This is a genomic window from Nocardia violaceofusca NBRC 14427, assembly GCF_963869435.1.
GTDB classification, from domain to species: domain Bacteria; phylum Actinomycetota; class Actinomycetes; order Mycobacteriales; family Mycobacteriaceae; genus Nocardia; species Nocardia aobensis.
Genome location: NZ_CAWMPM010000001.1, coordinates 13,283 through 36,435, shown reverse-complemented (window position 1 = coordinate 36,435; position 23,153 = coordinate 13,283). Strand labels below are relative to the sequence as shown.

22 protein-coding genes are annotated in these 23,153 nt (G+C 69.5%); 5 read left to right on the top strand and 17 right to left on the bottom strand.

Annotation, left to right across the window (positions count from 1 at the left end; genetic code table 11):
* Positions 1-39: 39 nt before the first annotated feature.
* Entirely contained in the window at positions 40-696 is a 657-nt protein-coding gene (locus tag AC5592_RS00185; RefSeq protein WP_369817501.1) for a PadR family transcriptional regulator, read from the bottom strand.
* Between the two features lie 99 nt (positions 697-795).
* The gene (locus tag AC5592_RS00180; RefSeq protein ID WP_036502626.1) at positions 796-1,377 is read right to left on the bottom strand and encodes a TetR/AcrR family transcriptional regulator; all 582 of its coding nucleotides are present in this window, start codon (positions 1,375-1,377) and stop codon (positions 796-798) included.
* Between the two features lie 73 nt (positions 1,378-1,450).
* Between AC5592_RS00180 and AC5592_RS00175 the strand changes: the two genes are divergently transcribed.
* A complete protein-coding gene (locus AC5592_RS00175) occupies positions 1,451-2,290 on the top strand; it encodes an NAD(P)H-binding protein (RefSeq protein ID WP_036502717.1) in 840 nt (279 codons plus the stop codon).
* Between the two features lie 43 nt (positions 2,291-2,333).
* On the opposite strand, the gene AC5592_RS00170 is transcribed toward AC5592_RS00175, so the two are convergent.
* From AC5592_RS00170 to pyrR, 14 genes are all read right to left on the bottom strand, one after another.
* On the bottom strand, positions 2,334-4,541 hold the full coding sequence (locus AC5592_RS00170; RefSeq protein WP_232329151.1) for a primosomal protein N': 2,208 nt from the start codon (positions 4,539-4,541) through the stop codon (positions 2,334-2,336).
* 179 nt (positions 4,542-4,720) lie between these two features.
* Positions 4,721-5,935 carry a methionine adenosyltransferase gene (metK, locus tag AC5592_RS00165; RefSeq protein WP_036502629.1) on the bottom strand — a complete coding sequence of 405 codons (1,215 nt, stop codon included), beginning with the start codon at positions 5,933-5,935 and terminating at the stop codon, positions 4,721-4,723.
* Between the two features lie 200 nt (positions 5,936-6,135).
* Positions 6,136-7,353, bottom strand: a complete 1,218-nt coding sequence (gene coaBC, locus AC5592_RS00160) for a bifunctional phosphopantothenoylcysteine decarboxylase/phosphopantothenate--cysteine ligase CoaBC (protein WP_063063006.1) — start codon at positions 7,351-7,353, stop codon at positions 6,136-6,138.
* 53 nt (positions 7,354-7,406) lie between these two features.
* Entirely contained in the window at positions 7,407-7,682 is a 276-nt protein-coding gene (gene rpoZ / locus AC5592_RS00155) for a DNA-directed RNA polymerase subunit omega (protein ID WP_025350704.1), read from the bottom strand.
* 63 nt (positions 7,683-7,745) lie between these two features.
* On the bottom strand, positions 7,746-8,327 hold the full coding sequence (gene gmk / locus AC5592_RS00150) for a guanylate kinase (protein WP_039779181.1): 582 nt from the start codon (positions 8,325-8,327) through the stop codon (positions 7,746-7,748).
* A gap of 7 nt (positions 8,328-8,334) precedes the next feature.
* Positions 8,335-8,655, bottom strand: a complete 321-nt coding sequence (gene mihF, locus AC5592_RS00145) for an integration host factor, actinobacterial type (protein ID WP_030513994.1) — start codon at positions 8,653-8,655, stop codon at positions 8,335-8,337.
* Between the two features lie 615 nt (positions 8,656-9,270).
* Positions 9,271-10,095, bottom strand: coding sequence for an orotidine-5'-phosphate decarboxylase (pyrF, locus tag AC5592_RS00140; protein WP_036502638.1), 825 nt, complete (start codon positions 10,093-10,095; stop codon positions 9,271-9,273).
* Entirely contained in the window at positions 10,092-10,475 is a 384-nt protein-coding gene (locus tag AC5592_RS00135; protein ID WP_036502640.1) for a hypothetical protein, read from the bottom strand. The genes pyrF and AC5592_RS00135 overlap by 4 nt, the downstream gene beginning before the upstream one ends.
* A 14-nt stretch (positions 10,476-10,489) precedes the next feature.
* Positions 10,490-13,816: a carbamoyl-phosphate synthase large subunit gene (gene carB / locus AC5592_RS00130; RefSeq protein ID WP_036502642.1), complete on the bottom strand. Its 3,327-nt coding sequence runs from the start codon at positions 13,814-13,816 to the stop codon at positions 10,490-10,492.
* Entirely contained in the window at positions 13,816-14,934 is a 1,119-nt protein-coding gene (carA, locus tag AC5592_RS00125; protein WP_036502643.1) for a glutamine-hydrolyzing carbamoyl-phosphate synthase small subunit, read from the bottom strand. The genes carB and carA overlap by 1 nt, the downstream gene beginning before the upstream one ends.
* Before the next feature lie 37 nt (positions 14,935-14,971).
* Positions 14,972-15,487 (bottom strand): PH-like domain-containing protein, encoded by a 516-nt coding sequence (locus AC5592_RS00120; protein ID WP_036502645.1) that lies wholly within the window; start codon positions 15,485-15,487, stop codon positions 14,972-14,974.
* On the bottom strand, positions 15,487-16,827 hold the full coding sequence (locus AC5592_RS00115) for a dihydroorotase (protein ID WP_063063004.1): 1,341 nt from the start codon (positions 16,825-16,827) through the stop codon (positions 15,487-15,489). Before AC5592_RS00115 ends, AC5592_RS00120 begins: the two co-directional genes overlap by 1 nt.
* Positions 16,828-16,930: 103 nt before the next feature.
* Complete coding sequence (locus tag AC5592_RS00110; RefSeq protein WP_036502649.1) at positions 16,931-17,896, bottom strand: aspartate carbamoyltransferase catalytic subunit; 966 nt, start codon at positions 17,894-17,896, stop codon at positions 16,931-16,933.
* Positions 17,893-18,555 carry a bifunctional pyr operon transcriptional regulator/uracil phosphoribosyltransferase PyrR gene (gene pyrR, locus AC5592_RS00105; protein ID WP_036502651.1) on the bottom strand — a complete coding sequence of 221 codons (663 nt, stop codon included), beginning with the start codon at positions 18,553-18,555 and terminating at the stop codon, positions 17,893-17,895. Before pyrR ends, AC5592_RS00110 begins: the two co-directional genes overlap by 4 nt.
* A 208-nt stretch (positions 18,556-18,763) precedes the next feature.
* Here pyrR and AC5592_RS00100 point away from each other — a divergent pair, with 208 nt between their 5' ends.
* The 3 genes from AC5592_RS00100 (at position 18,764) to AC5592_RS00090 (ending at position 21,126) form a co-directional block, all read left to right on the top strand.
* A complete protein-coding gene (locus AC5592_RS00100) occupies positions 18,764-19,630 on the top strand; it encodes an alpha/beta fold hydrolase (RefSeq protein WP_036502653.1) in 867 nt (288 codons plus the stop codon).
* A gap of 81 nt (positions 19,631-19,711) precedes the next feature.
* Complete coding sequence (locus tag AC5592_RS00095) at positions 19,712-20,338, top strand: alpha-ketoglutarate-dependent dioxygenase AlkB (protein WP_063063003.1); 627 nt, start codon at positions 19,712-19,714, stop codon at positions 20,336-20,338.
* A gap of 47 nt (positions 20,339-20,385) precedes the next feature.
* Positions 20,386-21,126 (top strand): HD domain-containing protein, encoded by a 741-nt coding sequence (locus AC5592_RS00090; protein ID WP_036502657.1) that lies wholly within the window; start codon positions 20,386-20,388, stop codon positions 21,124-21,126.
* A gap of 4 nt (positions 21,127-21,130) precedes the next feature.
* On the opposite strand, the gene AC5592_RS00085 is transcribed toward AC5592_RS00090, so the two are convergent.
* Entirely contained in the window at positions 21,131-21,682 is a 552-nt protein-coding gene (locus AC5592_RS00085) for a DUF4334 domain-containing protein (protein ID WP_036502659.1), read from the bottom strand.
* A gap of 294 nt (positions 21,683-21,976) precedes the next feature.
* Between AC5592_RS00085 and AC5592_RS00080 the strand changes: the two genes are divergently transcribed.
* Positions 21,977-23,119: a serpin family protein gene (locus AC5592_RS00080; RefSeq protein ID WP_036502660.1), complete on the top strand. Its 1,143-nt coding sequence runs from the start codon at positions 21,977-21,979 to the stop codon at positions 23,117-23,119.
* Positions 23,120-23,153 lie beyond the last annotated feature (34 nt).

The following is a 23,153-nucleotide window of genomic DNA, read 5'->3' as shown; positions in this document are numbered from 1 at the left end:
CGCGTGGACCGGTACGTGTGACGGGCCACCGGATCGGCCTCACTCGGCCGCGGTGGTGTCGTCGTCGGCGAGGATCCGGTAGATCGAACGCCGGGCCTCAGTGAGGACCTCGGCGGCCTTACCGGCCTGTTCGGGCGTGCCGGCGCGGGCGACCTGCCCGACCGCACCCATCAGCTGGCCGACCAGTTCGCGCAGGTCCAGCGCCTGATCGCCGACACCCTCGCGGACGTCCTGCCAGGGATCGCCCAGTTCGTCGCGATGTTCGGTGACGTACTCGGCGCCCGCGTCGGTCAGTTTCGCGGTTTTGCGACCGGCCACCTTCTCGATGATCACCAGGCCCTCGTCCTCGAGCTGGGACAGCGCCGGGTAGATCGAACCGGGGCTGGGCCGCCAGATGTCGTCGCTACGTTCGCGGATCTGCTGGATCAGCTCGTAGCCGTGCATCGGCCGTTCCTGCACGAGCAGCAGGATCGCCGCGCGGACATCTCCGCGCCGTCCGCGCCCGCCGCGACCGCGCCCGCGGCCGACATGACCGCCCGGACCGAATCCGGGCCCGAAATCCGGGCCGAAGGGTCCGAAGCCGTGTCCGCGCGGGTGGCGACGGAACTGTTCGTGTCCGCCGCGTTCCTGTGGGTCCGGCCGGGGTCCGCGACGGCGGCCGCGACCGAACCTGTCCATGTTCTCCATGCGTTCCATGATTGCCTCCTCGGGCATTGTCTTACGTTGACGCAATCAACGATATATCGGCAATGCATCTTTGACAAGTATGGAACGCGCCACAGCAGGAGCCGCGGTTCAGGCCGCGAGCGAATCGATCCAGCGTTCCAGCCGGTCGCCTTCCGTTCGCATCAGTTCCGGGTCGCGAAAGGTGTTGGTGAGCAAGGAAATTCCCTGGTAAGAGGCAATCAGCGCGACGGCAAGTTCGCGCGCGTCGGGGCGGCCCATCTCCTCGAATTGCCGCTGCACCCAGGCCAGCAGAACGCCCATCACCTCGGCGAGCTGCTGCTCCATTCCGTCGGAGCGTTTGTCGAGTTCGGTGGCCAGGGTTCCGGACGGGCAACCGTATCGGGCCGCGAGATCGCGCTGATCGACCCAGGACCGGATCAGCGCCCGCACCCGATCGACCGGCCGGGGTTGCCGGTCGAGTTCGGCGAGGAAGCCGTCCAGAGTGTGGGCGTGAGCGCCGATGGCCGCCTGGATCAGCTGATCCTTGGTCTTGAAGTAGTAGTACACGTTGCCGACCGGCACCTCGGCGGCCCGGGCGATGTCGGCGATCGTCGTCTTCTCCACTCCTTGCCGATGGAAGACCTCGGCGGCCGCGGCGGCGAGCCGTTCGCGCTTACCGCCGGCCCGCTTGCTGTCGACTGAGTTAGTCATACAACTAACTATAGACACCTCGCCGACGATGCCGTACGGTCATATTAGTCAGTCAACTAACTTAGGAGTGAAGATGATCGTGGTAACCGGAGCGACCGGCAACGTCGGACGGCCGTTGGTGCGGATGCTCGCCGAAGCCGGTGAGAAGGTGACCGCAGTATCCCGCCGCCGTCCCGACGACCTCCCCCACGGCGTGCGGCACATCGCGGCCGATCTGACGAATACGGGCGAGGTCACGGCAGCCCTCGACGGCGCGGAACAGCTGTTCCTGCTGCTCGCGCCGGGATCGCTGGCGGCAGATGTGCCGGGCGTGCTGGCCGCGGCACGGGACGCGGGAGTGCGGCGCATCGTCCTGTTGTCGTCCCAGGGGGTCGTTACCCGGCCCGACAGCGCCTCGCACGGACAGTTCGGAAAGCAGGTCGAGATTGCCGTCCAGAACTCGGGGCTGGAATGGACCATATTGCGGCCGAGCGGTTTTCAATCGAACGTCGCGATGTGGGCGGACGCCGTGCGCACGCAGCGAACGGTCACCGCCCCGTTCGGTGATGTCGCGATCCCCTTCGTGGACCCCGACGATATCGCCGCCGTGGCCGCCGCCGCCCTGCGCGAACCCGGTCACGCCGGCCGGACCTACGTGTTGACCGGCCCCGCGCCCGAATCACCGCGTGACCGGGTGCGTGACCTGGCCGAAACCCTCGGCGAGCCGGTGCGTTTCGTCGAGCAGACGGCCGAGCAGGCGTACGCGCAGTTGCTCACCGTGATGCCCGCCGACGCCGCCGACACCACCTTGGCGATCATCGGTGCGCCGACCGCCGAGGAACTGCGGGTCAGCGGCGATGTCGAGGCGGTCCTCGGCCGGGCACCGCGGCCCTTCTCGGCGTGGGCGCGGCGTAATATCGACATGTTCCGTTGAACATCACCGCGGCCTGGCCCGGCACGACGAATTCGCTTGCGCGTCAGCCGATGTCGACCGGATCGATCTGCACCCGCAACGGACCGTCCGAGCGATGACTGCTGCGCACCGCGAGGGCGGCGGCCAGTGCGCGCGACAGCGCCGAGCCCGCCCGCCGGTCGACCCGGAGAATCATCCGTTCGACCTCGGCGGGCGCGGCGTCGCCGGAGAACGGCGTCCGGGCGCCGGGCGGCAGTGGCACCGGGCCGAGCACTTCGACGCTGTCGGGAAGTGCCGTCTCACCGAGGAGCTCACCGATGGTGGCGGTCGTACCGTCCACCGCGGCCAAGCGCACCGCGGGCGGGAAGCGGACCTCGCTGCGAGCGGCCAGTTCGTGGCGGGCGTGGCCGATCGGATCCCAGCGCACCAGCGCCTGCACGGTCGGCAACGCCGGTTCGGCCATCACGAGCACTTCGCCGGTGGGGCGGACCAGGGCGGCCGCGGACATCCAGCGCCGCAGCGCATCCTCGGCGGCCCGCAGGTCCGCTCGGCCGAGCAGCGCCCAGCCGTCGAGCAGCAGCGCCACCGCGTAGCCGCCCGGCACCGGGGGCTCCGCACCGATGGTCGCCACCACCACCTGCGGGCCGTCCGGCACCGCATCGAGCACCGCGGTACCCCCCGAACCGCGGATCGGCACACCGGGAAAGGCACGGCCCAGTTCCTCCGCGGTGCGCTGGGCGCCGATCACCACCGCCCGCAGCGCCCGTGAACCGCACGTGCCACACCGGAAGGCCGGTTCCACCTTGCCGCACCAGCGACAGCTCGGGCTCTGAGCGAGATCCCCGGAACCCTTGCTGCCCAACGGAACTACCGATGGCCGGCGCTCGTCCGGGGCCGTGTCCGGGCGGGAGAGGTCCGGACGCTGTGCGCCGGCATGTCCCACGCGATGATCACCGGCGAGCGTCTGGCCGACCCGGCCGGCGGCGGGCGCATCACCTGCCGACCGCGCCGTACCCCGGGAAGCGTCGCCTCGGGATCTATTGTTGGGCCGGGCGTCTCGCCTGCCCCAGGTTCCGCTCTCCGGCAACGACAGCGGGCCGTTGCAGTGCCGGCAGCGGGCCGGGGTGCGGCATTTCGCGCAGGCCAGGGCCGGGACGTATCCGCGTCGGGGCACCTGCACGAGCACCGGGTCACCGGCGGCCAAGGCCCGGCGCGCCGCGGCGAAGGCGGTGCCCGGGATGCGGATAGCCCGCGCCATCGGGTCGCGCTCCAGGGCGATGTCGCTGTCACCCGGCGCATGGATTCGAGGTGTGTTGGCGCGCAACGTCTTCCGGTCGGCGATCAGATTGTGCGCCCATCCGGATTCGACGATGGCCTGCGCCTCGACGGTCCGCGCGAAGCCACCGACCAGGAATGCCGCGCCGGTTTCGTGCGCCCGCAGCATCGCCACCTCACGGGCGTGCGGATAGGGTGCGCGCGGTTCGGCGTAGGTGTCGTCGCCGTCGTCCCATACGACCAGCAGACCCAGGTCGTGAGCCGGTGCGAAGACCGCACTGCGGGTTCCGACCACGATCCGGGCCGCGCCGCGCAACACCGCGAGCCAGCGCCTGTACCGAGCGGCGGGCCCCAGCCCGGCCGACAATCCGGCAACCGAATCACCCACCAACGCAGCACATTCCGCCACGACCCGGTCGAGGTCGCGCTGGTCCGGAACCATGATGATCGCACTGCGGCCTCCGGCGACCGTCGTGGCGGCAAGTTCCGCGAGCCGGCGCGGCCACTGCTCCCCCGGCATCGCCTGCCAGGCCGCGCGAGGTCCGCTTCCGCGCCGCAGCGCGGTCAGATAGGAGTCGCCGTGCACATAACGCGACCAGCCCGGGAAGTCGGCTGGAATCTCCGGCAGCTCAACCGGTTTCGGTTCGGCCGCTTCGGTGCGCGCATGCCGCGGCGGAATCGCCAGCCGCAACACGTCGGCGCGGGTTCCGGCGTACCGCGCGGCCACCGCGGAGACGAGGCGAACGATCTCCGGCGTCAGCACGCGCTCACCCGACACCACCCGCTGCAACGGCTGAATCTTGCCGGAATGCTCTGTGCGCGTGAGCCGTTCGAGAATGTAGCCGTCGACCAGGCGGCCGGAGAAGCGCACCCGCACGCGCACCCCCGGCTGGGCGAGCTCGTCCATCTCCCGCGGCACCGAATAATCGAAATCGCGGTCCAGATGGGCGGGTTCGAGCAACGGCAGCACCCGCGCGATCGGCTTGTCGAGCGGAATGTCGCGAGCCTTCTCGACATCGGACGTCGACACCGCGCCGCGGGCCGCCGCGGAGCCGTTCTCGTCCCCGGCTTCCGGATCGGCCGCCTCATCGGTGGACGGCACGCAAACGGCGCCCTCCGTCGGAACGGAGGGCGCCGTCGGTTCTACCGCTTCCGCCACGGCAGGCGCGGACCCGATCAGAGACCGGCGGCCGCGCGCAGCTTGTCGGCGCGGTCGGTGCGCTCCCACGGCAGGTCGATATCGGTGCGGCCGAAGTGACCGTAGGCGGCGGTCGGCGCGTAGATCGGCCGCAGCAGGTCCAGGTCGCGGATGATCGCACCCGGGCGCAGGTCGAAGACCTCGCCGATCGCCTTCGAGATCTGCGACGGATCGACCTGCTCGGTGCCGAAGGTCTCGACGAACAGGCCCACCGGGGCGGCCTTGCCGATCGCGTAGGCCACCTGGACCTCGACGCGGTCGGAGAGTCCGGCGGCGACCACGTTCTTGGCCACCCAGCGCATGGCGTAGGCGGCCGAGCGGTCCACCTTCGACGGATCCTTACCGGAGAAGGCGCCACCGCCGTGACGGGCCATACCGCCGTAGGTGTCGACGATGATCTTGCGGCCGGTCAGGCCGGCATCGCCCATCGGACCGCCGAGGACGAACTTGCCGGTGGGGTTGACCAGCAGCCGGATATCGGAGGTGTCGAGCGGGTTGGGCAGTTCCAGATCGGCCAGGACCGCGTCGACGACCTTCTCGCGGATATCGGGCGCCAGCAGGTTGTCCAGGTCGATATCGGCCGCATGCTGGGTCGAGAGCACCACCGTGTCCAGCCGGACCGGACGATCGCCCTCGTATTCGATGGTGACCTGGGTTTTGCCGTCCGGGCGCAGGTAGGGCAGCACACCGGACTTGCGGACCTCGGTCAGCCGCCGCGAGAGCCGGTGCGCCAGCGCGATCGGCAGCGGCATCAGCTCGGGGGTCTCCTTGGTGGCGTATCCGAACATCAGGCCCTGGTCACCGGCGCCCTGGCGTTCGATCTCGTCGTCGGACCCGCCGACGCGCGCCTCGTGCGAGTGGTCGACACCCTGCGCGATATCGGGCGACTGCGCGCCGATGGCGACGTTCACGCCGCAGGAGGCGCCGTCGAAGCCCTTCGCCGACGAGTCGTAGCCGATCTCGAGCACCTTCTCGCGCACGATGGTCGGAATATCGGCATAGGCCTCGGTGGTGACCTCACCGGCGACATGGACCTGACCGGTGGTTACCAGGGTTTCGACCGCCACCCGGCTGTGCGGGTCCTCGGTGAGCAGCGCGTCGAGGATGGAATCGCTGATCGCGTCACAGATCTTGTCCGGGTGACCCTCTGTGACGGACTCACTCGTGAATAGCCGGCTACCGGACGTGCGCACAGTTGTTCCCTCTCCCTCAACGGGTTTCTCATGTCGGGATGCGACAGTAGCGGCCTCGCGTCACCGCACAACCCTTTACCTCAGACTATTCCAAACTTGCCACGGCCGGGCGAAGCGGCGGCGTCCGGGCCCTCGCATCGGCCGCCGCGGGTATCCCGACCGCGTCGCCACGGCGGCGGCGCGGTCGAACAGCTTGCGGCTCAACGCAAGAGCGGGCCCAGCGCATCGAGTACCCGGCTGGCGAGCAGCGCCTTGGAGCCGTGATCGAGCGACTGTTCGGTGCCGTCGGCGCCGAGCAGCCAGCCGTCGTTGTTGTCGACCTCGAACGCCTTACCCTCGCCGACGGCATTGACCACCAACAGGTCACACCCCTTGCGAGCCAGTTTCGCCCGCGCGTGGGTCAGCACATCGCCGTGTTCGTCGCCGGTTTCGGCGGCGAAACCGACGATCGCCAGGCCGCCGAGCTGCCCGTCGCGCCGCGCCTGCACCAGTCCGGCCAGAATGTCGCGATTCTTGGTCAGCTCGATCGAATTCGGTTCGTGCGCACCCTTTTTGATTTTCGCGGCGGCCACGTTGACCGGCCGGAAATCGGCGACCGCGGCGGCCATGATGACCGCGTCCGCGCCCACGGAGTGCTTGTCGACGGCGGTGCCCATCTGCTCGGCGGTCGTCACGTGCACGACCTCGACCGCGGCGGGCGGCTCCAGGCCGATGGTGTTGCCGGCGATCAGGGTGACCTGGGCGCCCCGCTGAGCGGCTACCCGGGCCATGGCATAGCCCTGCTTCCCGGAGCTGCGATTGCCGAGGAACCGGACCGGATCGAGCGGTTCGCGGGTCCCCCCCGCGGAGACGACGACGCGGCGCCCCTCCAGATCGCGCGGTAGCGCGTCGGAGCGCTCGAGCAGCAGCGAGGCCAGCGCGAAGATCTCTTCCGGTTCGGGCAGCCGGCCCGGGCCGGTATCGGCGCCGGTGAGCCGCCCGGAGGCCGGTTCCATCACGGTCGAGCCGTGGGCGCGCAGCGTGGCGACGTTCGCGATCGTGGCCGGATGCTCCCACATCTCGGTGTGCATCGCGGGAGCGAAGACCACCGGACATCGGGCGGTGAGCAGGGTGGCGGTGAGCAGATCGTCGGCGCGGCCGGAGGCGGCGCGCGCCATCAGATCGGCGGTGGCCGGGGCGATCACCACCAGATCGGCCTCCTGGCCGATGCGCACATGCGGCACCTCGGGCACATCCGCGAAAACCCCGGTGTGCACCGGATTGCCCGACAGTGCCTCGAAGGTGGCCTTACCGACGAACTGCAGTGCGGACTCGGTGGGAATGACTCGGACGTCGTGCCCGGTCTCGGTGAACTTGCGCACCAGCGAGCACGCCTTGTAGGCGGCGATCCCGCCGCCCACGCCGACAACGATTCGCATCTGAATCAAGCCTCTTCGGTCCGGTGGAGAGACAGCGGGTTACGACCGCAGGGTCACTCGCCCTCGGTGTGTTCGAGCAGGTCGGAGTGGATCTCGCGCATGGCGACCGAGAGCGGCTTCTCCTGCAGGCCCGGCTCCACCAGCGGACCCACGTACTCGAGGATGCCGTCACCGAGCTGGTTGTAGTAGTCGTTGATCTGACGCGCCCGCTTGGCCGCGTAGATGACCAGCGCGTACTTGGACGACGTGCGCTCGAGCAACTCGTCGATCGGCGGGTTGGTGAGGCCGACCGGGGTGTCGTAGGCGGGCACGGTCTTGGTGTCGCTCACTAGGGAGGCTCCTGCGGGTCGATGGGGAGTTGCGGTCGAGACGAGTTCGCGGATCGCCCGCGGTCATCTCGAATTTGTGCTAACGAACAACGATACCAACTGCTCACAGGCCGTGGTCACGTCGTCGTTCACGATCACGATGTCGAACTCGTCACAGGCGGCGAGTTCGGTCTTCGCGGTGGCGAGCCGGCGCTCGATCACCTCGGGTGATTCGGTACCGCGGCCGGTCAGCCGGGCCACGAGTTCCTCCCAGCTGGGCGGGGCCAGAAAGACCAGCAGCGCCTCGGGCATCGCCGCTCGGACCGAGCGGGCGCCGGCGAGGTCCACCTCCACCAGGACCGGTTTCCCGGCGGCCAGGGCCGCCTTCACCGGGGCGGCCGGGGTACCCGACCGTTGCAGGCCGCCGTGAATGTCGGCCCATTCGAGTAGTTCGCCTTCTTCGATCATGGTGTCGAAGTCGGCACGGGTCACGAACCGGTAGTCGCGGCCGTCGACCTCTCCGGGCCGGGGGGCCCGGGTGGTGGCCGACACACTGAACACCAGTTCCGGCAGCCGTTCCCGGACGCAACGGACCACGGTGGACTTGCCGACGGCCGAGGGGCCGACCAGTACTACCAGCCGACCCTTCTGTGTGTGTTCGACCACCCTCGGATCAGGCTTCGAAGTCGAACTTCGCCAGCAGCGCCTTGCGCTGCCGGTCGCCCAGGCCCCGCAGGCGGCGGGTCGGCGCGATCTCCAGCTCGCTCATGATCTCGGCCGCCTTGACCTTGCCGACCTTGGGCAGGGCCTCCAGCAGCGCGGATACCTTCATCTTGCCGAGGACCTCGTCGGTCTCGGCGTCCTTCAGGACCGTCTTCAGGTCAGTGCCGCCACGCTTCAAGCGCTCCTTGAGCTCTGCCCGAGCGCGGCGAGCGGCAGCCGCCTTCTCCAAAGCAGCGGCGCGCTGCTCGTCAGTCAGCTGGGGAAGGGCCACGGTTCCTCCGTCTCATCGTTCATTGCTAGATCTACCTCCGGTAACCCGGTGGTCTCAGCGACCGTACCCACGCGGCGCTCCGATTGCGAACCCACCCCCCAGGTCAGCGCCCGATTCGCGGTATCGGGCCCGTTACCGGGCAGGTCACGCGACCGAATGCGCCCGGTCGCGGCGACGGTCCGCAGTATTTCGTCAACATGCCGATGACCTGGGGTTATCTTGCTTTCGACGGGTTCGCCGGTGGATTCGAGGCCGGTTGGACGCGGCCGTAACCGACCCGTAATCGCGCGACCTGGAACTTTCTGAAAATTCTCCGCGTGTCGCGGATTTTTGCCCCAGCGTGTCGCGGTGTGGCGCGGCAGCGGAGACGCGCTCGGCACCGGTCGGCGACACGCGGAACAGGGCCGTAAGACACTCCGGAAGGGCCGCTGAGCCGGAAAAACACGTATGTGTAACTTCCACCCGGGAACGGGCACGTACGCGCGCGAACGAGCCGCAAACGCAAACAGACCGGTCGCCTTTCGAAGGGGTAATTCGTCCCCCGGCACGGCGGCGAGTCGCGGATGCGTTGCGCCCGGGTGCGCGACGGCTCGCGTCGAACCCGGGCGGAACGGATCAGGACTGCAGGAAGGCGAATTCGTCGGCGAGCTTGTGCATCTTGGTGCGCATCGCCGCGACCGACGGCCCGGCGCCGAGCAATTCCCGGGAGACGTTCGGGACCACGGCCGCGAACCGGTCGGACGGGATCAGCGCGCGGATCGACTCCGCTCCCCCGCCCTGGGCGCCGACGCCGGGCATCAGCACGGGACCGTTGAGCTTGCTCACGTCGACCGGCTCGGTGAGGGTCGCGCCGACCACGACGCCGACCGATCCGAATTCTTCCCCGGCGTTGCAGCCGGCCGCCTCGTCGATCATGATCTGCGCGACACTGCGACCGTCGGCCGCGCTGACGCGCTGCACCTGGGCGGCCTCCGGATTCGAGGTGGCCGCCAGGACGAAGACCCCGCGCCCGGCCGACCGGGCGGCGTCCAGCGCGGGTGAGAGCGCACCGAAGCCCAGGTACGGCGATACCGTCACCGCATCACTGGCCAGCGGACCGTCGCCCAGCCAGGCCCGCGCATAGGCGGCCATGGTCGAGCCGATATCGCCGCGCTTGGCGTCGGCCAGCACCAGCGTGCCCGCCTCGCGCAGCGCGGCGATGGTGTCCTCGAGCACCACGATCCCGCCGGAGCCATACTCCTCGAAGAACGCCACCTGGGGTTTCACCAGCGCCACCCGGCCCGCGAAGACCTCGACGCAGATGTCGGAGAACCGTTTCAGGCCCTCGACGTCCTCGCCGAGTCCCCAGGCACGCAGCAACTGCGGATGGGGATCGATACCGGCGCACAGCGGGCCCAGCCGGCCCATCGCGTCGGCCAGCCGCAGGCCGAACGGCGTCACCGGCTCGCCCCGGCGCCCGCCAGCTCGTCCCCGGCATGAGCGGTCGGTGTCTGCGCACCGGCGGCCCCGGAATCGGCGTAGGCGTCCTCACCGCCGTAGGCGAGCAGTTCGTCGGCCTGGGCGAGAACCTCGTCCGCGCGGGCCAGCACCGCGTCGGTGAGCGCGTCCGCCTCGGCGTCGGCGTCGGGCGCCGGCTTGCGCCCGATCGGCGGGATCGCCCGGAAACCGACCGTGCTGTAGCCGCCGACGTTGCGCATCCGGCGGATGTCACCGCCTCCCGGCGGCGCCGCCTCCGCCGCGCCGAATCCCCGAATTCGCCGAGTCGTCGCCCGACCGGCCCCCGGGGGCCGCACTCCCGCGCCGAAACCGATGGCTCCCACCGTTATCTCTCCTCTTAGCCGCGCAATACGGCGTGCAGCTCCTGCAGCGAGCGCACCCCGATACCGCCGTTGATGGTTGCTTCGATGCCCTGTACGGCTGCAGCCGCACCCTGAACCGTCGTGATGCACGGAATGTTGGCGCCCACCGCGGCGGTACGAATCTCGTAACCGTCCACGCGGGGCCCGGAGTTACCGTAAGGCGTGTTGAACACGATGTCGATCTCACCGTCCTTGATCTGATCGACGATCGACGGTTCGATCGGCTCGCCGTTGCCGGACGCGGGCACCGGATCGGACTGCTTGCGCACCCGCTCACACGGAATCCCGTTGCGCCGCAACATCTCCGCGGTGCCCTCGGTGGCGAGGATCCGGAAGCCCAGATCGTGCAGCCGCTTGACCGGGAACACCATGGCCCGCTTGTCGCGATTGGCGATCGAGACGAACACCGTGCCGGCGACCGGCAGTGACCCGTAGGCCGCGGACTGGCTCTTGGCGAAGGCGGTACCGAAATCGGCGTCGATACCCATCACCTCACCGGTGGACTTCATCTCCGGTGACAGCAGCGAGTCGATGCCGGTGCCGTCGGGACGGCGGAACCGGTGGAAGGGCAGCACCGCTTCCTTCACCGCGACCGGGGCATCCATCGGCGCGTGACCACCATCGCCCTCGGCGGGCAGGATGCCCTCCTTGCGCAATTCGGCGATGGTCGTGCCCAGCATCACCCGCGCGGCGGCCTTGGCCAGCTGCACGCCGGTCGCCTTGGAGACGAACGGCACGGTCCGGCTGGCGCGCGGATTGGCCTCGAGCACGTAGAGCACGTCGTCCTTGAGTGCGTACTGGACATTGAGCAGGCCCTTGACGCCGATGCCCTTGGCCAGTGCGGCGGTCGAGCGGCGGACCGCCTCGATATCGCTGCGCCCCAGGGTGATCGGCGGCAGCGCGCACGCCGAGTCGCCGGAGTGGATACCGGCCTCCTCGATGTGCTCCATCACGCCGCCGAGGTAGACCTCCTCGCCGTCGCAGAGCGCGTCGACGTCGATCTCGATGGCGTCTTCCAGGAAGCGGTCGACCAACACCGGATGTTCCGGGCTCAGTTCGGTCGCGCGGGAGATGTAGCCCTCGAGCGAATTCTCGTCGTAGACGATCTCCATACCGCGCCCGCCCAGCACGTACGACGGGCGGACCAGCACCGGATAACCGATCTCGGCCGCGATCTGCTTGGCCTGCTCGAACGTGGTGGCGGTGCCGTACTTCGGCGCGGGCAGACCGGCGGCGACCAGGACGTCGCCGAACTCGCCGCGATCCTCGGCCAGGTCGATCGCCGCCGCGGAGGTGCCGACCACCGGCACCCCGGCGTCGGTGAGCCGCTGCGCCAGACCCAGCGGCGTCTGCCCGCCGAGCTGCACGATCACCCCGGCGACCCGGCCCGACTCCGATTCGGAGTGGTACACCTCGAGCACGTCCTCGAAGGTCAGCGGCTCGAAGTAGAGGCGGTCGGCGGTGTCGTAGTCGGTGGAGACGGTCTCCGGGTTGCAGTTGACCATGACCGTCTCATACCCGGCCTGCGACAGCGTCTGCGCGGCATGCACGCAGGAGTAGTCGAATTCGATGCCCTGGCCGATGCGGTTGGGCCCGGAACCGAGGATGATCACCTTCTCCCGTTCGAGCTGCGGCGCCACCTCCGTCTCGGCGGCCGGATCGAGTTCGTAGCTCGAGTAGTGGTACGGCGTCTTGGCCTCGAATTCGGCGGCGCAGGTGTCGACCGTCTTGTAGACCGGCCGGATGCCGAGGCGGTGACGCAGTTCCCGCACTCCGTTCTCACCGGCCAGTTCCGGTCGCAGCGCGGAGATCTGGCGATCGGACAGGCCGTTGTGCTTCGCGTAGCGCAGCAGCGGCTCGTCGAGCACCGGCGCCTGGGCGATCTCGGCGCGCAGCTCGACCAGTCCGGCGATTTCGGCGACGAACCACGGGTCGATGCCCGAGGCCTGCGCGACGTCTTCGATGCTCGCGCCCAGCCGCAGCGCCCGCTCCACCTGGTAGAGCCGGCCCTCGGTCGGCACGCGCAGATCGTCGAGGATCTCGGCGACATCGGTCCAGCGGCCGTCGGGCTGGGTCCAGAACCCGGCCGCCTTGGTCTCCAGCGAGCGCAGCACCTTGCCGAGCGCCTCGGAGAAGTTACGGCCCAGGCTCATCGCCTCACCGACCGACTTCATGGTGGTGGTCAGCGTCGGGTCGGCGCCCGGGAACTTCTCGAAGGCGAACCGCGGCGCCTTCACGACCACGTAGTCGAGCGTGGGCTCGAAACAGGCCGGGGTTTCCTTGGTGATGTCGTTGACGATCTCGTCGAGCGTGTAGCCGATGGCCAGTTTCGCCGCGATCTTGGCGATCGGGAAACCGGTCGCCTTGGACGCCAGCGCGGACGAGCGCGAGACGCGCGGATTCATCTCGATGACGATCAGGCGCCCGTCGCGCGGATCCACCGCGAACTGGATGTTGCAACCGCCGGTGTCGACGCCGACCTCGCGCAGAATCGCGATACCGAGATCGCGCATCTTCTGATATTCGCGGTCGGTGAGGGTCATGGCCGGGGCGACGGTCACCGAGTCGCCGGTGTGCACGCCCATCGGGTCCACGTTCTCGATCGAGCAGACGATGACCACGTTGTCGCGGCCGTCGCGCATCAGCTCGAGTTCGTATTCCTTCCAGCCGAGAATCGATTCCTCGATGAGGACGTTCGCGGTGGGCGAGGCGGCCAGGCCGCCGCCGGCGATGCGGTCGAGATCCTCGTCGTTGTAGGCCATACCCGAGCCCAGGCCGCCCATGGTGAACGACGGCCGCACGACGACCGGGAAGCCCAGTTCCGCAACGGTTTCGCGCACCTCGTCCATGGTGTAGCACACCTTGGAGCGCGCCGACTCGCCGCCGACCTTGGCGACGATGTCCTTGAACTTCTGGCGGTCCTCACCGCGCTGGATGGCCTCGAAGTCGGCGCCGATCAGCTCGACGTTGTACTTCTCCAGCACCCCGTTCTCGTGCAGCGCCACCGCGGTGTTGAGCGCGGTCTGACCGCCCAGGGTCGCGAGGATGGCGTCGGGACGCTCCTTGGCGATGACCTTCTCGACGAATTCCGCGGTGATCGGCTCGACGTAGGTGGAGTCGGCGAATTCCGGGTCGGTCATGATCGTCGCCGGGTTGGAGTTCACCAGCGACACCCGCAGGCCCTCGGACCGCAGCACCCGGCACGCCTGGGTGCCGGAGTAGTCGAATTCGCAGGCCTGGCCGATGACGATCGGCCCGGAGCCGATGACCAGGATGTGGTTCAGGTCGGTGCGGCGTGGCATCAGGCTTCCTCCATCAAACCCGCGAAGCGGTCGAACAGGTAGGCGGCATCGTGCGGCCCCGCGGCGGCCTCCGGGTGGTACTGCACCGAGAACGCGCGACCGTCCACCAGGCGCACCCCCTCGACGGTGCCGTCGTTGGCGCAGGTGTGGCTGACCTCGGCGGTCCCGAACGGGGTGTCGAAGCGCTGCCCGGCCTCCCCTTCGAGCGCGAAGCCGTGGTTCTGCGCGGTGATCGAGACCGCGCCGGTGGTGTGATCGATGACCGGGACGTTGATGCCGCGGTGGCCGAACTTCATCTTGTAGGTGCTCAGGCCCAGCGCGCGGCCCAGGATCTGGTTGCCGAAGCAGATTCCGAACAGCGGAAGTCCTTCGCCCAGAACGGATTTGGTCAGCTCGACCGCATCGTCCTGGGTGGCCGGGTCGCCGGGGCCGTTGGAGAGGAAGACGCCGTCGGGCTTCAGCTCCTTGATCTGGTCCAGCGTGACCCCGGAGGGCACCACGTGCACCCGGATGCCGCGCTCGGCGAACATGCGCGGGGTGTTGGTCTTGATACCCAGATCGACCGCGACCACGGTGAACCGGTGCTCACCGGCGGGCTCGATGGTGTACACGCCGTCGGTGGAGACCTCCCCGGCCAGATCGGCGCCGAGCATCGAGGCCTGACCGGTGACCCGGCTCAGCAACTCCTCGGTCGAGGCCGCGGCGGCGTCACCGCTGAAGATGCCCGCCTTCATCGAACCGCGGGTGCGCAGGTGGCGCACCAGCGCGCGGGTGTCGATCCCGGCGATGCCGACGATCTGCTGACGCTCCAGCTCGTCCTGCAGGGTCGTGGTCGCGCGCCAGTTCGAGGCCCGCTTCGCGGGGTCGCGGACCGCGTACCCGGCCACCCAGATGCGATTCGACTCGTCGTCCTCGTCGTTCCAGCCGGTGTTGCCGATCTGCGGGGCGGTGGCCACCACGATCTGGCGGTGGTAGCTGGGGTCGGTCAGGGTTTCCTGATAGCCGGTCATCGCGGTGCAGAACACCGCCTCGCCCAGCGTCTCGCCCTCGGCGCCGAACCGCCGGCCCCGGAACACCCGTCCGTCCTCGAGCACCATCACCGCGGCGCGGTCGCTCATTCGCTCACCTCGTTCACCAGAAATCCAGCCTTCACGTTTATTCGTCTCCCGTCGCCGCGCCGGTCTGTCCCGTCGCGGATATGGCCGTCCAGGCCGGATACACCGTCTTGTCGTCGCCGCGGAACCCGGTATCGACCTCGGTTCCCGTCGGCAGTTTCCAGCGAATAACCAGCACACCATTGTCGGTCATCACCTTGCCTGCGTGGCCGCGTTCGGTGCGGACCGCGGTGATGGACTCCTGCGGAATCCAGATCACCTCCGCGCCGTCGCGTTCCAGCAGGATCCCGCGTTCGAAGCGAGTCAGCTCCGCCGTGGCGCGGAAGCCCAGATCTCCCACCACGATGCGGTTCTGCCAGCTCGGAGCCAACGTGGTACCGGTGTACAGACCGGTCGTCGGCTCGAGCACCTGCGCGCCCAGATCCGCCGGCACCGTCGGCAGTTCCCCGACCGAGGAGGCCTGCTTCCGGGCCCGCACGAGCCAGGAGCGATACATCAACCACAGGAACAGGACGAACAGGACAGCCAGCCCGATCACCCACAGTGTTCGCTCCATTATTGCCCCACTCTCCCCGCCAGGGCGGTCGTCACCACTCCGTCGCGGGCGGTGATCCGCCCGCGCAGCATCGTGGCGGCGACCTTGGCGGGCAGGGTCATCGCCTCGTACGGCGTGTTGTCGGAAATGCTCGCCAGCTCCCGCGCGCGCACGGTCCACGAGGCATCCGGGTCGATGAGGGTCAGGTTGGCCGGTTCACCGACCGCGATCGGGCGGCCCTGATCGTCGAGCCCGGCGATGCGGGCCGGGTTCTCGCTCATCACCTTCGCCACCCCGCGCCAGTCGAGCAGGCCCGGAGTGACCAGAGTCTCGACGATGATCGACAGCGCGGTCTCCAGCCCCAGCATGCCGGGACGGGCGGCGGCGAACTCGCAGCACTTCTCCTGTTCGGCGTGCGGGGCGTGGTCGGTGGCCACGCAGTCGATCACCCCGTCGGCCAGGGCCTTGCGCAGCGCCTGGGCGTCGGAGGCCTCCCGCAGCGGCGGATTGACCTTGTTCACCGCGTCGTAGGTCTCCAGCCGCGAATCATCGAGCAGCAGATGATGCGGGGTGACCTCTGCGGTGATCGAAATCCCTTGGGCCTTGGCCCATTTCACCAGTTCGACGGTGCCGGCGGTGGAGGCGTGGCAGATGTGCACCCGGGCTCCGGCGTCGCGGGCCAGCAGCGCGTCGCGGGCCACGATCGACTCCTCGGCTGCCCGCGGCCAGCCGGCCAGGCCCAGCCGGGCGGCGTTCGGGCCCTCGTGCGCGACGGCGCCCTGGGTGAGCCGCGGCTCCTCGGCATGCTGGGCGATCAGCACGCCGAGCGATTTCGCGTACTCGAGCGCTCGGCGCATGATCAGCGGGTCGTAGACGCAGTGCCCGTCGTCGGAGAAGATCCGCACCCGGCCCTCACCGGCGGCCATGGTGCCCATCTCGGCCAGTTGCTTGCCGGCCAGGCCGACGGTCACCGCGCCGACCGGATGCACATCGACCAGCCCGACCTCCTGCCCGCGCCGCCACACGTGATCGGTGACGACCGAGGTGTCGGCCACGGGATAGGTGTTGGCCATCGCGAACACGGCGGTGTAGCCACCCAATGCCGCTGCGGCCGAACCGCTTTCGATGGTCTCGGTGTCCTCGCGGCCGGGTTCGCGCAGGTGGGTGTGCAGGTCGACGAAGCCGGGGAGCAGGATCCGGCCGTCCGCCTCCAGCACCTCGGCATCGGCGGCGACCTCGACGCCGTCGACGGCCGCACCGGATCGCGCGCCGAGCGCGACGATCACACCGTCGCGCACCAGCACGTCGACCGGCTCGCCCTCGCCGTAGGGCCGCACGCCCCGGATAACCAGATCGCTCACGCGCCCTCACCTTCCACGTCGAAGCTCATGCTCACGGGGTGTCGATGCGCATGAGTGGGGGCCTGCGGGGTTACGCAGGCTGCCGCCTCCGGCCCTGTTCCACTCATGCGACGGCCTCCCCCGCGCCGACCAGCAGGCGGAACAGCACCGCCATGCGCATGTGCACACCGTTGGTGACCTGTTGCAGCACTGCGGCTCTGGGTGAATCGGCGACCGCCGAGGCGATTTCCATACCGCGCAGCATCGGACCCGGATGCAGGACGACCGCGTCGTTGTCGAGCAGGGCCATGCGCCGCTCGTTCAGTCCGTAGGCGATGGAATATTCGCGGGCCGACGGGAAGAAGCCGCCGTTCATCCGCTCGGCCTGCACCCGCAGCATCATCACCGCGTCCGCGCCGGGCAGCGCCGCGTCGAGCGAATGCGAGACCTGCACCGGCCACTGCTCGACCCCGACCGGCAGCAGGGTGCGCGGCGCGACCAGCACCACCTCGGCGCCGAGGGTGTCGAGCAGGAAGGCATTGGACCGCGCGACGCGGCTGTGCAGGATGTCGCCGACGATCACGATGCGCTTGCCCGCCAGATCACCCAGTCGCTGCCGCAGCGTCAGCGCGTCCAGCAGGGCCTGGGTGGGATGTTCGTGCGTGCCGTCGCCGGCGTTGACGATCGCGGGACCGGTTCCGGTGTAGCCGCCCGAACCGGCGTCCAATTCGCCGAACCAGCGGGCGATCTGGTGGGCCGCCCCGGAGGCCGGATGCCGCACGATCAGCGCGTCGGCGCCCGCGGCGTGCAGGGTCAGCGCGGTGTCGCGCAGCGACTCGCCCTTCGACACCGAGGAGCTCGAGGCGCTGACGTTGATGACGTCGGCGCTCATCCATTTGCCCGCGACCTCGAACGAGACCCGGGTGCGGGTGGAGTTCTCGAAGAACACGGTCATCACCGTGCGGCCGCGCAGGGTGGGCAGTTTGCGGACCTCACGGCCGAGCAGCGCCTGTTCGAAGCGCTGGGCGTCGTCGAGGAGTTCGGTAGCGGTGGTGCGGTCGAGATCGGTGACCGAGAGCAGATGCCTCACCGCTCATCCCCCTGATGCAGATAGACGCCGTCGTGACCGTCGTGTTCGCTGAGCAGGACGGACACGTCCTCACTGCGCGAGGTGGGCACGTTCTTGCCGACGTAGTCGGCGCGGATCGGCAGTTCCCGGTGGCCGCGATCGACCAGCACCGCCAGCTGCACCGCACGCGGGCGGCCCAGATCGCGCAGACCGTCCAGCGCCGAGCGCACGCTGCGACCGGAGAACAGCACGTCGTCGACGAGAACGACCAGGGCGTCGTCGATGCCGCCCTCGGGGACCGAGGTCCGTTCCAGCGGGCGATGCGGGCGGTTGCGCAGATCGTCGCGATACAGCGTGATGTCGAGGGATCCGAGTGCGGGACGCACGCCGGAGAATTCCTCGATGCGATCGGTCAGCCGCGCGGCGAGGGTGGTGCCGCGGGTGGGGATGCCGATCAGCACCACCCTGGGCGCCTCCGGATCCGACGAATCCAGCGCGGTCTTCTCGATGATCTGATGCGCCATGCGCGCGATGGTCCGGCCGACATCGGGGGCGGACAGCAGTTCACGCCCGGCGCGGACCCACTCGGGGTCGTGCCGCTGCGAATATTCGGCAGCGCTCGACCTGGCGGCCCGGTCTTCGGGCGCGACGCGGCCGCCGCGCTCTTCGGGCACGGCCATGCCGACCTCCTTCCCCGCCTCACCGGACGGTCCGTTAAAGGATGTCTTTTCGATGCCTGAGCGTAGCAGCGCCGCCCCGGCCTCCCGTCGGCGGGGGTCCCGCTGTGAGCCCCGCCACCTGCGGCTATGCCGGCGCATCACGCAGGCGGCACAACCGTTGGCCGGGACTGTTTCATACAGCGTAAACCGGATGTGGGATGCTCGGAGGGTGAGCAACGAAGCCGACTTCACCGAGCCCCGCCGGATCACCTTCCGCGGCCACGGCGGCATCGCCCTGGCCGGGGAGAGCTGGGGGCCGGCCGACGGCCCGCTGGCGGTCTTCCTGCACGGCGGCGGCCAGACCCGGCACTCGTGGAAGGAATCGGGCGCCGCGCTGGCGAAGGTGGGAATGCACGCCGTCCTGCTGGACGCCCGCGGTCACGGCGAGAGCGACTGGGCTCCGGACGGCGACTACTCGCGCACGGCGATGACCGCCGACCTCCTGGACATCCTCGCCGAACTCGACCGGCCCGCGATCGTGGTCGGCGCGAGCATGGGCGGATTGACCGCCCTGCTGGCGACCGCCCGCCCCGGCCGGGAGCGCATCGCCGGACTCGTTCTGGTCGATGTCGTGCCGCGCCCGGAGCACAAGGGCGTGGAACGGGTCATGAACTTCCTCGGCGGCCATCCCGAGGGCTTCGCCTCCCTGGAGGAAGCCGCCGATGCGGTGGCCGAATACCTGCCCCACCGCCGCCGGCCCCGCAACCCGGAGGGCCTACGGCGCAATCTGCGGCTGCGCGAGGACGGGCGCTGGTATTGGCACTGGGATCCGGCGATGATGTCGAGCCGGCCCGAGGACATCGAACTGCAGACCAGCGACCTCGAGGACGCCGCCCGCGCGCTCGAGATCCCGGTGCTGCTGGTGCGCGGACGACTCTCGGACGTGGTCAGCGAACAGGGCGTCGCCGACTTCCGCGCGCTGGTGCCGCAGATGGAGTATGTCGAGATCACCGGCGCCGCGCATACCGCCGCCAGCGACGTCAACGACGAATTCTCCGATGCGGTGGTCGATTTCGTGCGTGCGCACCTGAGCTGATCCGGGCCGCCCGGATCGGCGCCGGACACCGGCACTCCCCGATGCTTGAACATATGTTCGATAGAACGTAGATTCGAACACATGTCGACACCGCTGCAGAGATCGCTGTTCGACGGCTTCGGCGATATCGAGCTGGGACCGTTGGACGGCGTGCGCCGCACCCAGCTGACCGAGGGTGCGTGGGTCGACCTGCTGCCGGGATGGTTGCGCGGAGCCGACGAACTGTTCGAACGGCTGGCCACTCGTGTGCCGTGGCGAGCCGACCGCCGCCCGATGTACGACCGCGTGGTGGACGTGCCGCGACTGCTGCGATATTACGGCGAGAACGAGCCCTGGCCGGATCCGATCCTGGAGGACGCCCGCGCCGCGCTCAGCGGCCATTACGGCCCGGAACTCGGCGAACCCTTCCGCACGGCCGGCCTGTGTTACTACCGCGACGGTGAGGACAGCGTGGCTTGGCACGGTGACACTATCGGCCGTGGTTCCACTCACGACACCATGGTCGCGATCCTGTCGATCGGTGCGCCGCGGGCCCTGCTGCTGCGTCCGCGCGGCGGCGGTGCGAGCATCCGCTTCCACGTGGGGCACGGCGATCTTCTCGTGATGGGCGGCTCCTGCCAGCGCACCTGGGAACATGCGGTGCCGAAGACGCGCCGACCCGTGGGGCCCCGGATCAGCATCCAATTCCGCCCGCGCGGGGTTCGCTGACAACTGCGACGACGCGGATTGTCACCGTCGCCCGCTAGATTGGGCGGATGGAGTCCATCGGGGCGGGAATTCTGGCGGCCATGCCGTTGCACACACTCAGCGATGTGCACGGCGAGGAAGGGCTGCGGCAGCGGCTGCTGCTCGAGTCGCAGCGCAAACTGGCCGATCCCGAACGGGTCGACGCGGCACTGCAATTCGTGGCCGACCTGCACCGCGACGACAACTACGGCCGCGAGCCGTATCTGAATCATCTACTGCGAGTGGCGATCCGCATCGTGAGCCACTACGAGGTGCACGACACCGATCTGGTGCTCGCCGGACTCCTGCACGATGCGGTCGAGGATCACGCCGCCGACCTGGTCGCGCTCCGCAGTGAGCAGGATCCGGACGAGGACTCCGCCGCGGCGGCACTCGCGGTGCTGACCCGGCGCTTCGGCGAACGCGTATCGAATCTCGTTGCGGCGGTGACCAATCCGGCTCACGACTCGGACGAGGACCGGCATATCCGATATCGCGACCACGTCGCCGCGAGCCTGGACCGCGATCCGTGGGCCCGGGTGGTGAAGATCTCCGACTTCACCGACAACGGTGTCGGCATTCTCTACGCCGACGAGCAGGCTGTCATGTCGAAACTGGCCACCAAATACCGGCCGCTCACCGCGGTGTACCGCGAACTGATCACCCGCCCGGACACGCCACTGGCGCCGCATGTCAAGCAGCACATTCTCGAACAGCTCGACACCGCCGACGCCCGCTTCGACGTGATCCTCGCCGCCGGCGACGACTGAGCGGTCAGGAGCGGTCGCGGCGCAGGATGAAGAAGTACGGGTCGTCCAGCCCGCGCATATCCATCACACCGAGCAGGGTGTCCTCGTCGACGCGACGGAAGATGTCGACGATGGGCAGGTGGTCGTAGATCATGGCAGCGCTGACCTTGCCGCGGAATTCGATCTCGCGCAGGCGCGCACGATAAGCGCGGGTCCGCAGCAGCGGGCGCACGGCCGGCAGTATGCGCCGCGCTGCCCGGAATCCCGCCGCCGGCAGGGTTCCGGCCAGCCCCAGCGGCACCCGGCGGGGATCGACCGGAAAGATCCGGCCGTCCGGCCCGGCGAACAACAGCGGCTGCACCTCGTCGGGAGAGTCGAACTGCTTTCCGTACCAGCCGGATTCGACGAGCACACCCGCCCACGGATGTCCGGTGTCCAGTTCGTCGCCGGTCCAGCGGCCGGTGGTGATCTCGGTGACCGCGACCTCCGGCAGGCTGTCGTACAGCTGCCACGCCTGCTCCGGGGTCGTGCGACCCGCGCGAAGTTCCGCCAGACGGGCCGTACCGGCACCAGCCATCCCTACCTCCTGGACCTCTCGCGGACCGTTCCGCCTCGGAAGGATGACACACACCGGCCGGGACACCTCAACACGTTCGGCCACGAAGACCTAGTTTCGGCCACTGTTTCCGCGGGCGTGACGCAGACCACGCACCGGAGGGCTGGACCTCGAGTGCGGTTGAGGAACCAGACTCGTGGACAGATCGGTTCCGGCCGATCGTCCGGACCATCAGGCTCCGGACGCGCCCCTGCCGCCCACGTACACCCCGGCAGGGGCGCACTGCTGTCAGCGCCCGTCGGTAGGCTTTCGCCCATGCAGCCGAGCCTCGCACCCGATGTGGCCGCCGCCAACGATCTCACCGGAAAGTGGTGCGCCGCAGCGGGTTCCGACGATTTCGTCCTGTCCGGCTGTGGGATCTGGCCGCTGCTCGCACTCCTGGCCGCGACGGCCGGCGAGCCCGCCCGCGGCGAACTCACCGCGGCGGCAGGCATTCCCGCGGGATCCGCCCACGACGCCGCGATCGCCCTGCTGCGCCGGATCGAGGCCGCCGAATCGGTGCGCGCGGCACTCGGGGTGTGGGTGCGCGACGATATCGCGCTACGCGACGAGTGGATTCGCACCCTGCCGCCGGGGACGATCGCCGCGCTGCGCGGTCCGGACGGGCTCGACGACTGGGCGCGTCGCCATACCGACGGCCTGATCGACCGTTTCCCCGCCCGGATCGGCGCGGCGACCGCATGCGCGCTGGCCACCGCCGTCGTCGCCCGCACCGCGTGGCGGCAGAGCTTCCACGCCGACGTGCTGGAACCGTCGAGCGGTCCGTGGCAGGGACACCGCGGGCCCGCTCTCGCCCGCTACAGCACCGACCTCGGCGACGCCGCCGTGCTGCTGGCCGGCACACCCGTCTCGCGCGTGGTGGTGCGCGGCGCGTCCGATCTGGATGTGCATCTGCTGCTCGGCGCGGACGGAGCCGCCGCCCCGGCGGTGCTGGCGGCCGGGCTGGGGGCACTCGACGGTTCGGTGGAGACGCGCCGGCCCGGACTCGGCACCGCAGCTCCCGGCGTCGAGGTCCGGCAGGTGACCGCGGTATCGGACACCCTGCGAATCCAGGTGCCGCCCTTCGCCGTTCGATCCACCCACGATCTGCTGCGCGAGCCGGAGCTGTTCGGTCTGACCTCGGCGACCACCGCCGCGGACAATCCGTTCCCCGGCCTCTCGCCGGTCGCGCTGCGGGTGACGGCGGCCGCCCAGGACGTCTGCGCCCGGTTCACCGCCGACGGTTTCGCGGCCGCGGCCGTCACCGCGGTCCTCATGGAACCGACCGGCATGCCACCGGCGCCGGCCGCCGCGCTGATGATCGCGGTGAACTTCGACCGTCCCTTCGCCTTCCTCGGCGTCCACCGTCCCACCGGACTGGCGATCGTGGCCGGCTGGATCGCCACTCCCGCGTCGTGAACCGCCCCGCAGGAGGCGAGCGGACCGGCACGCG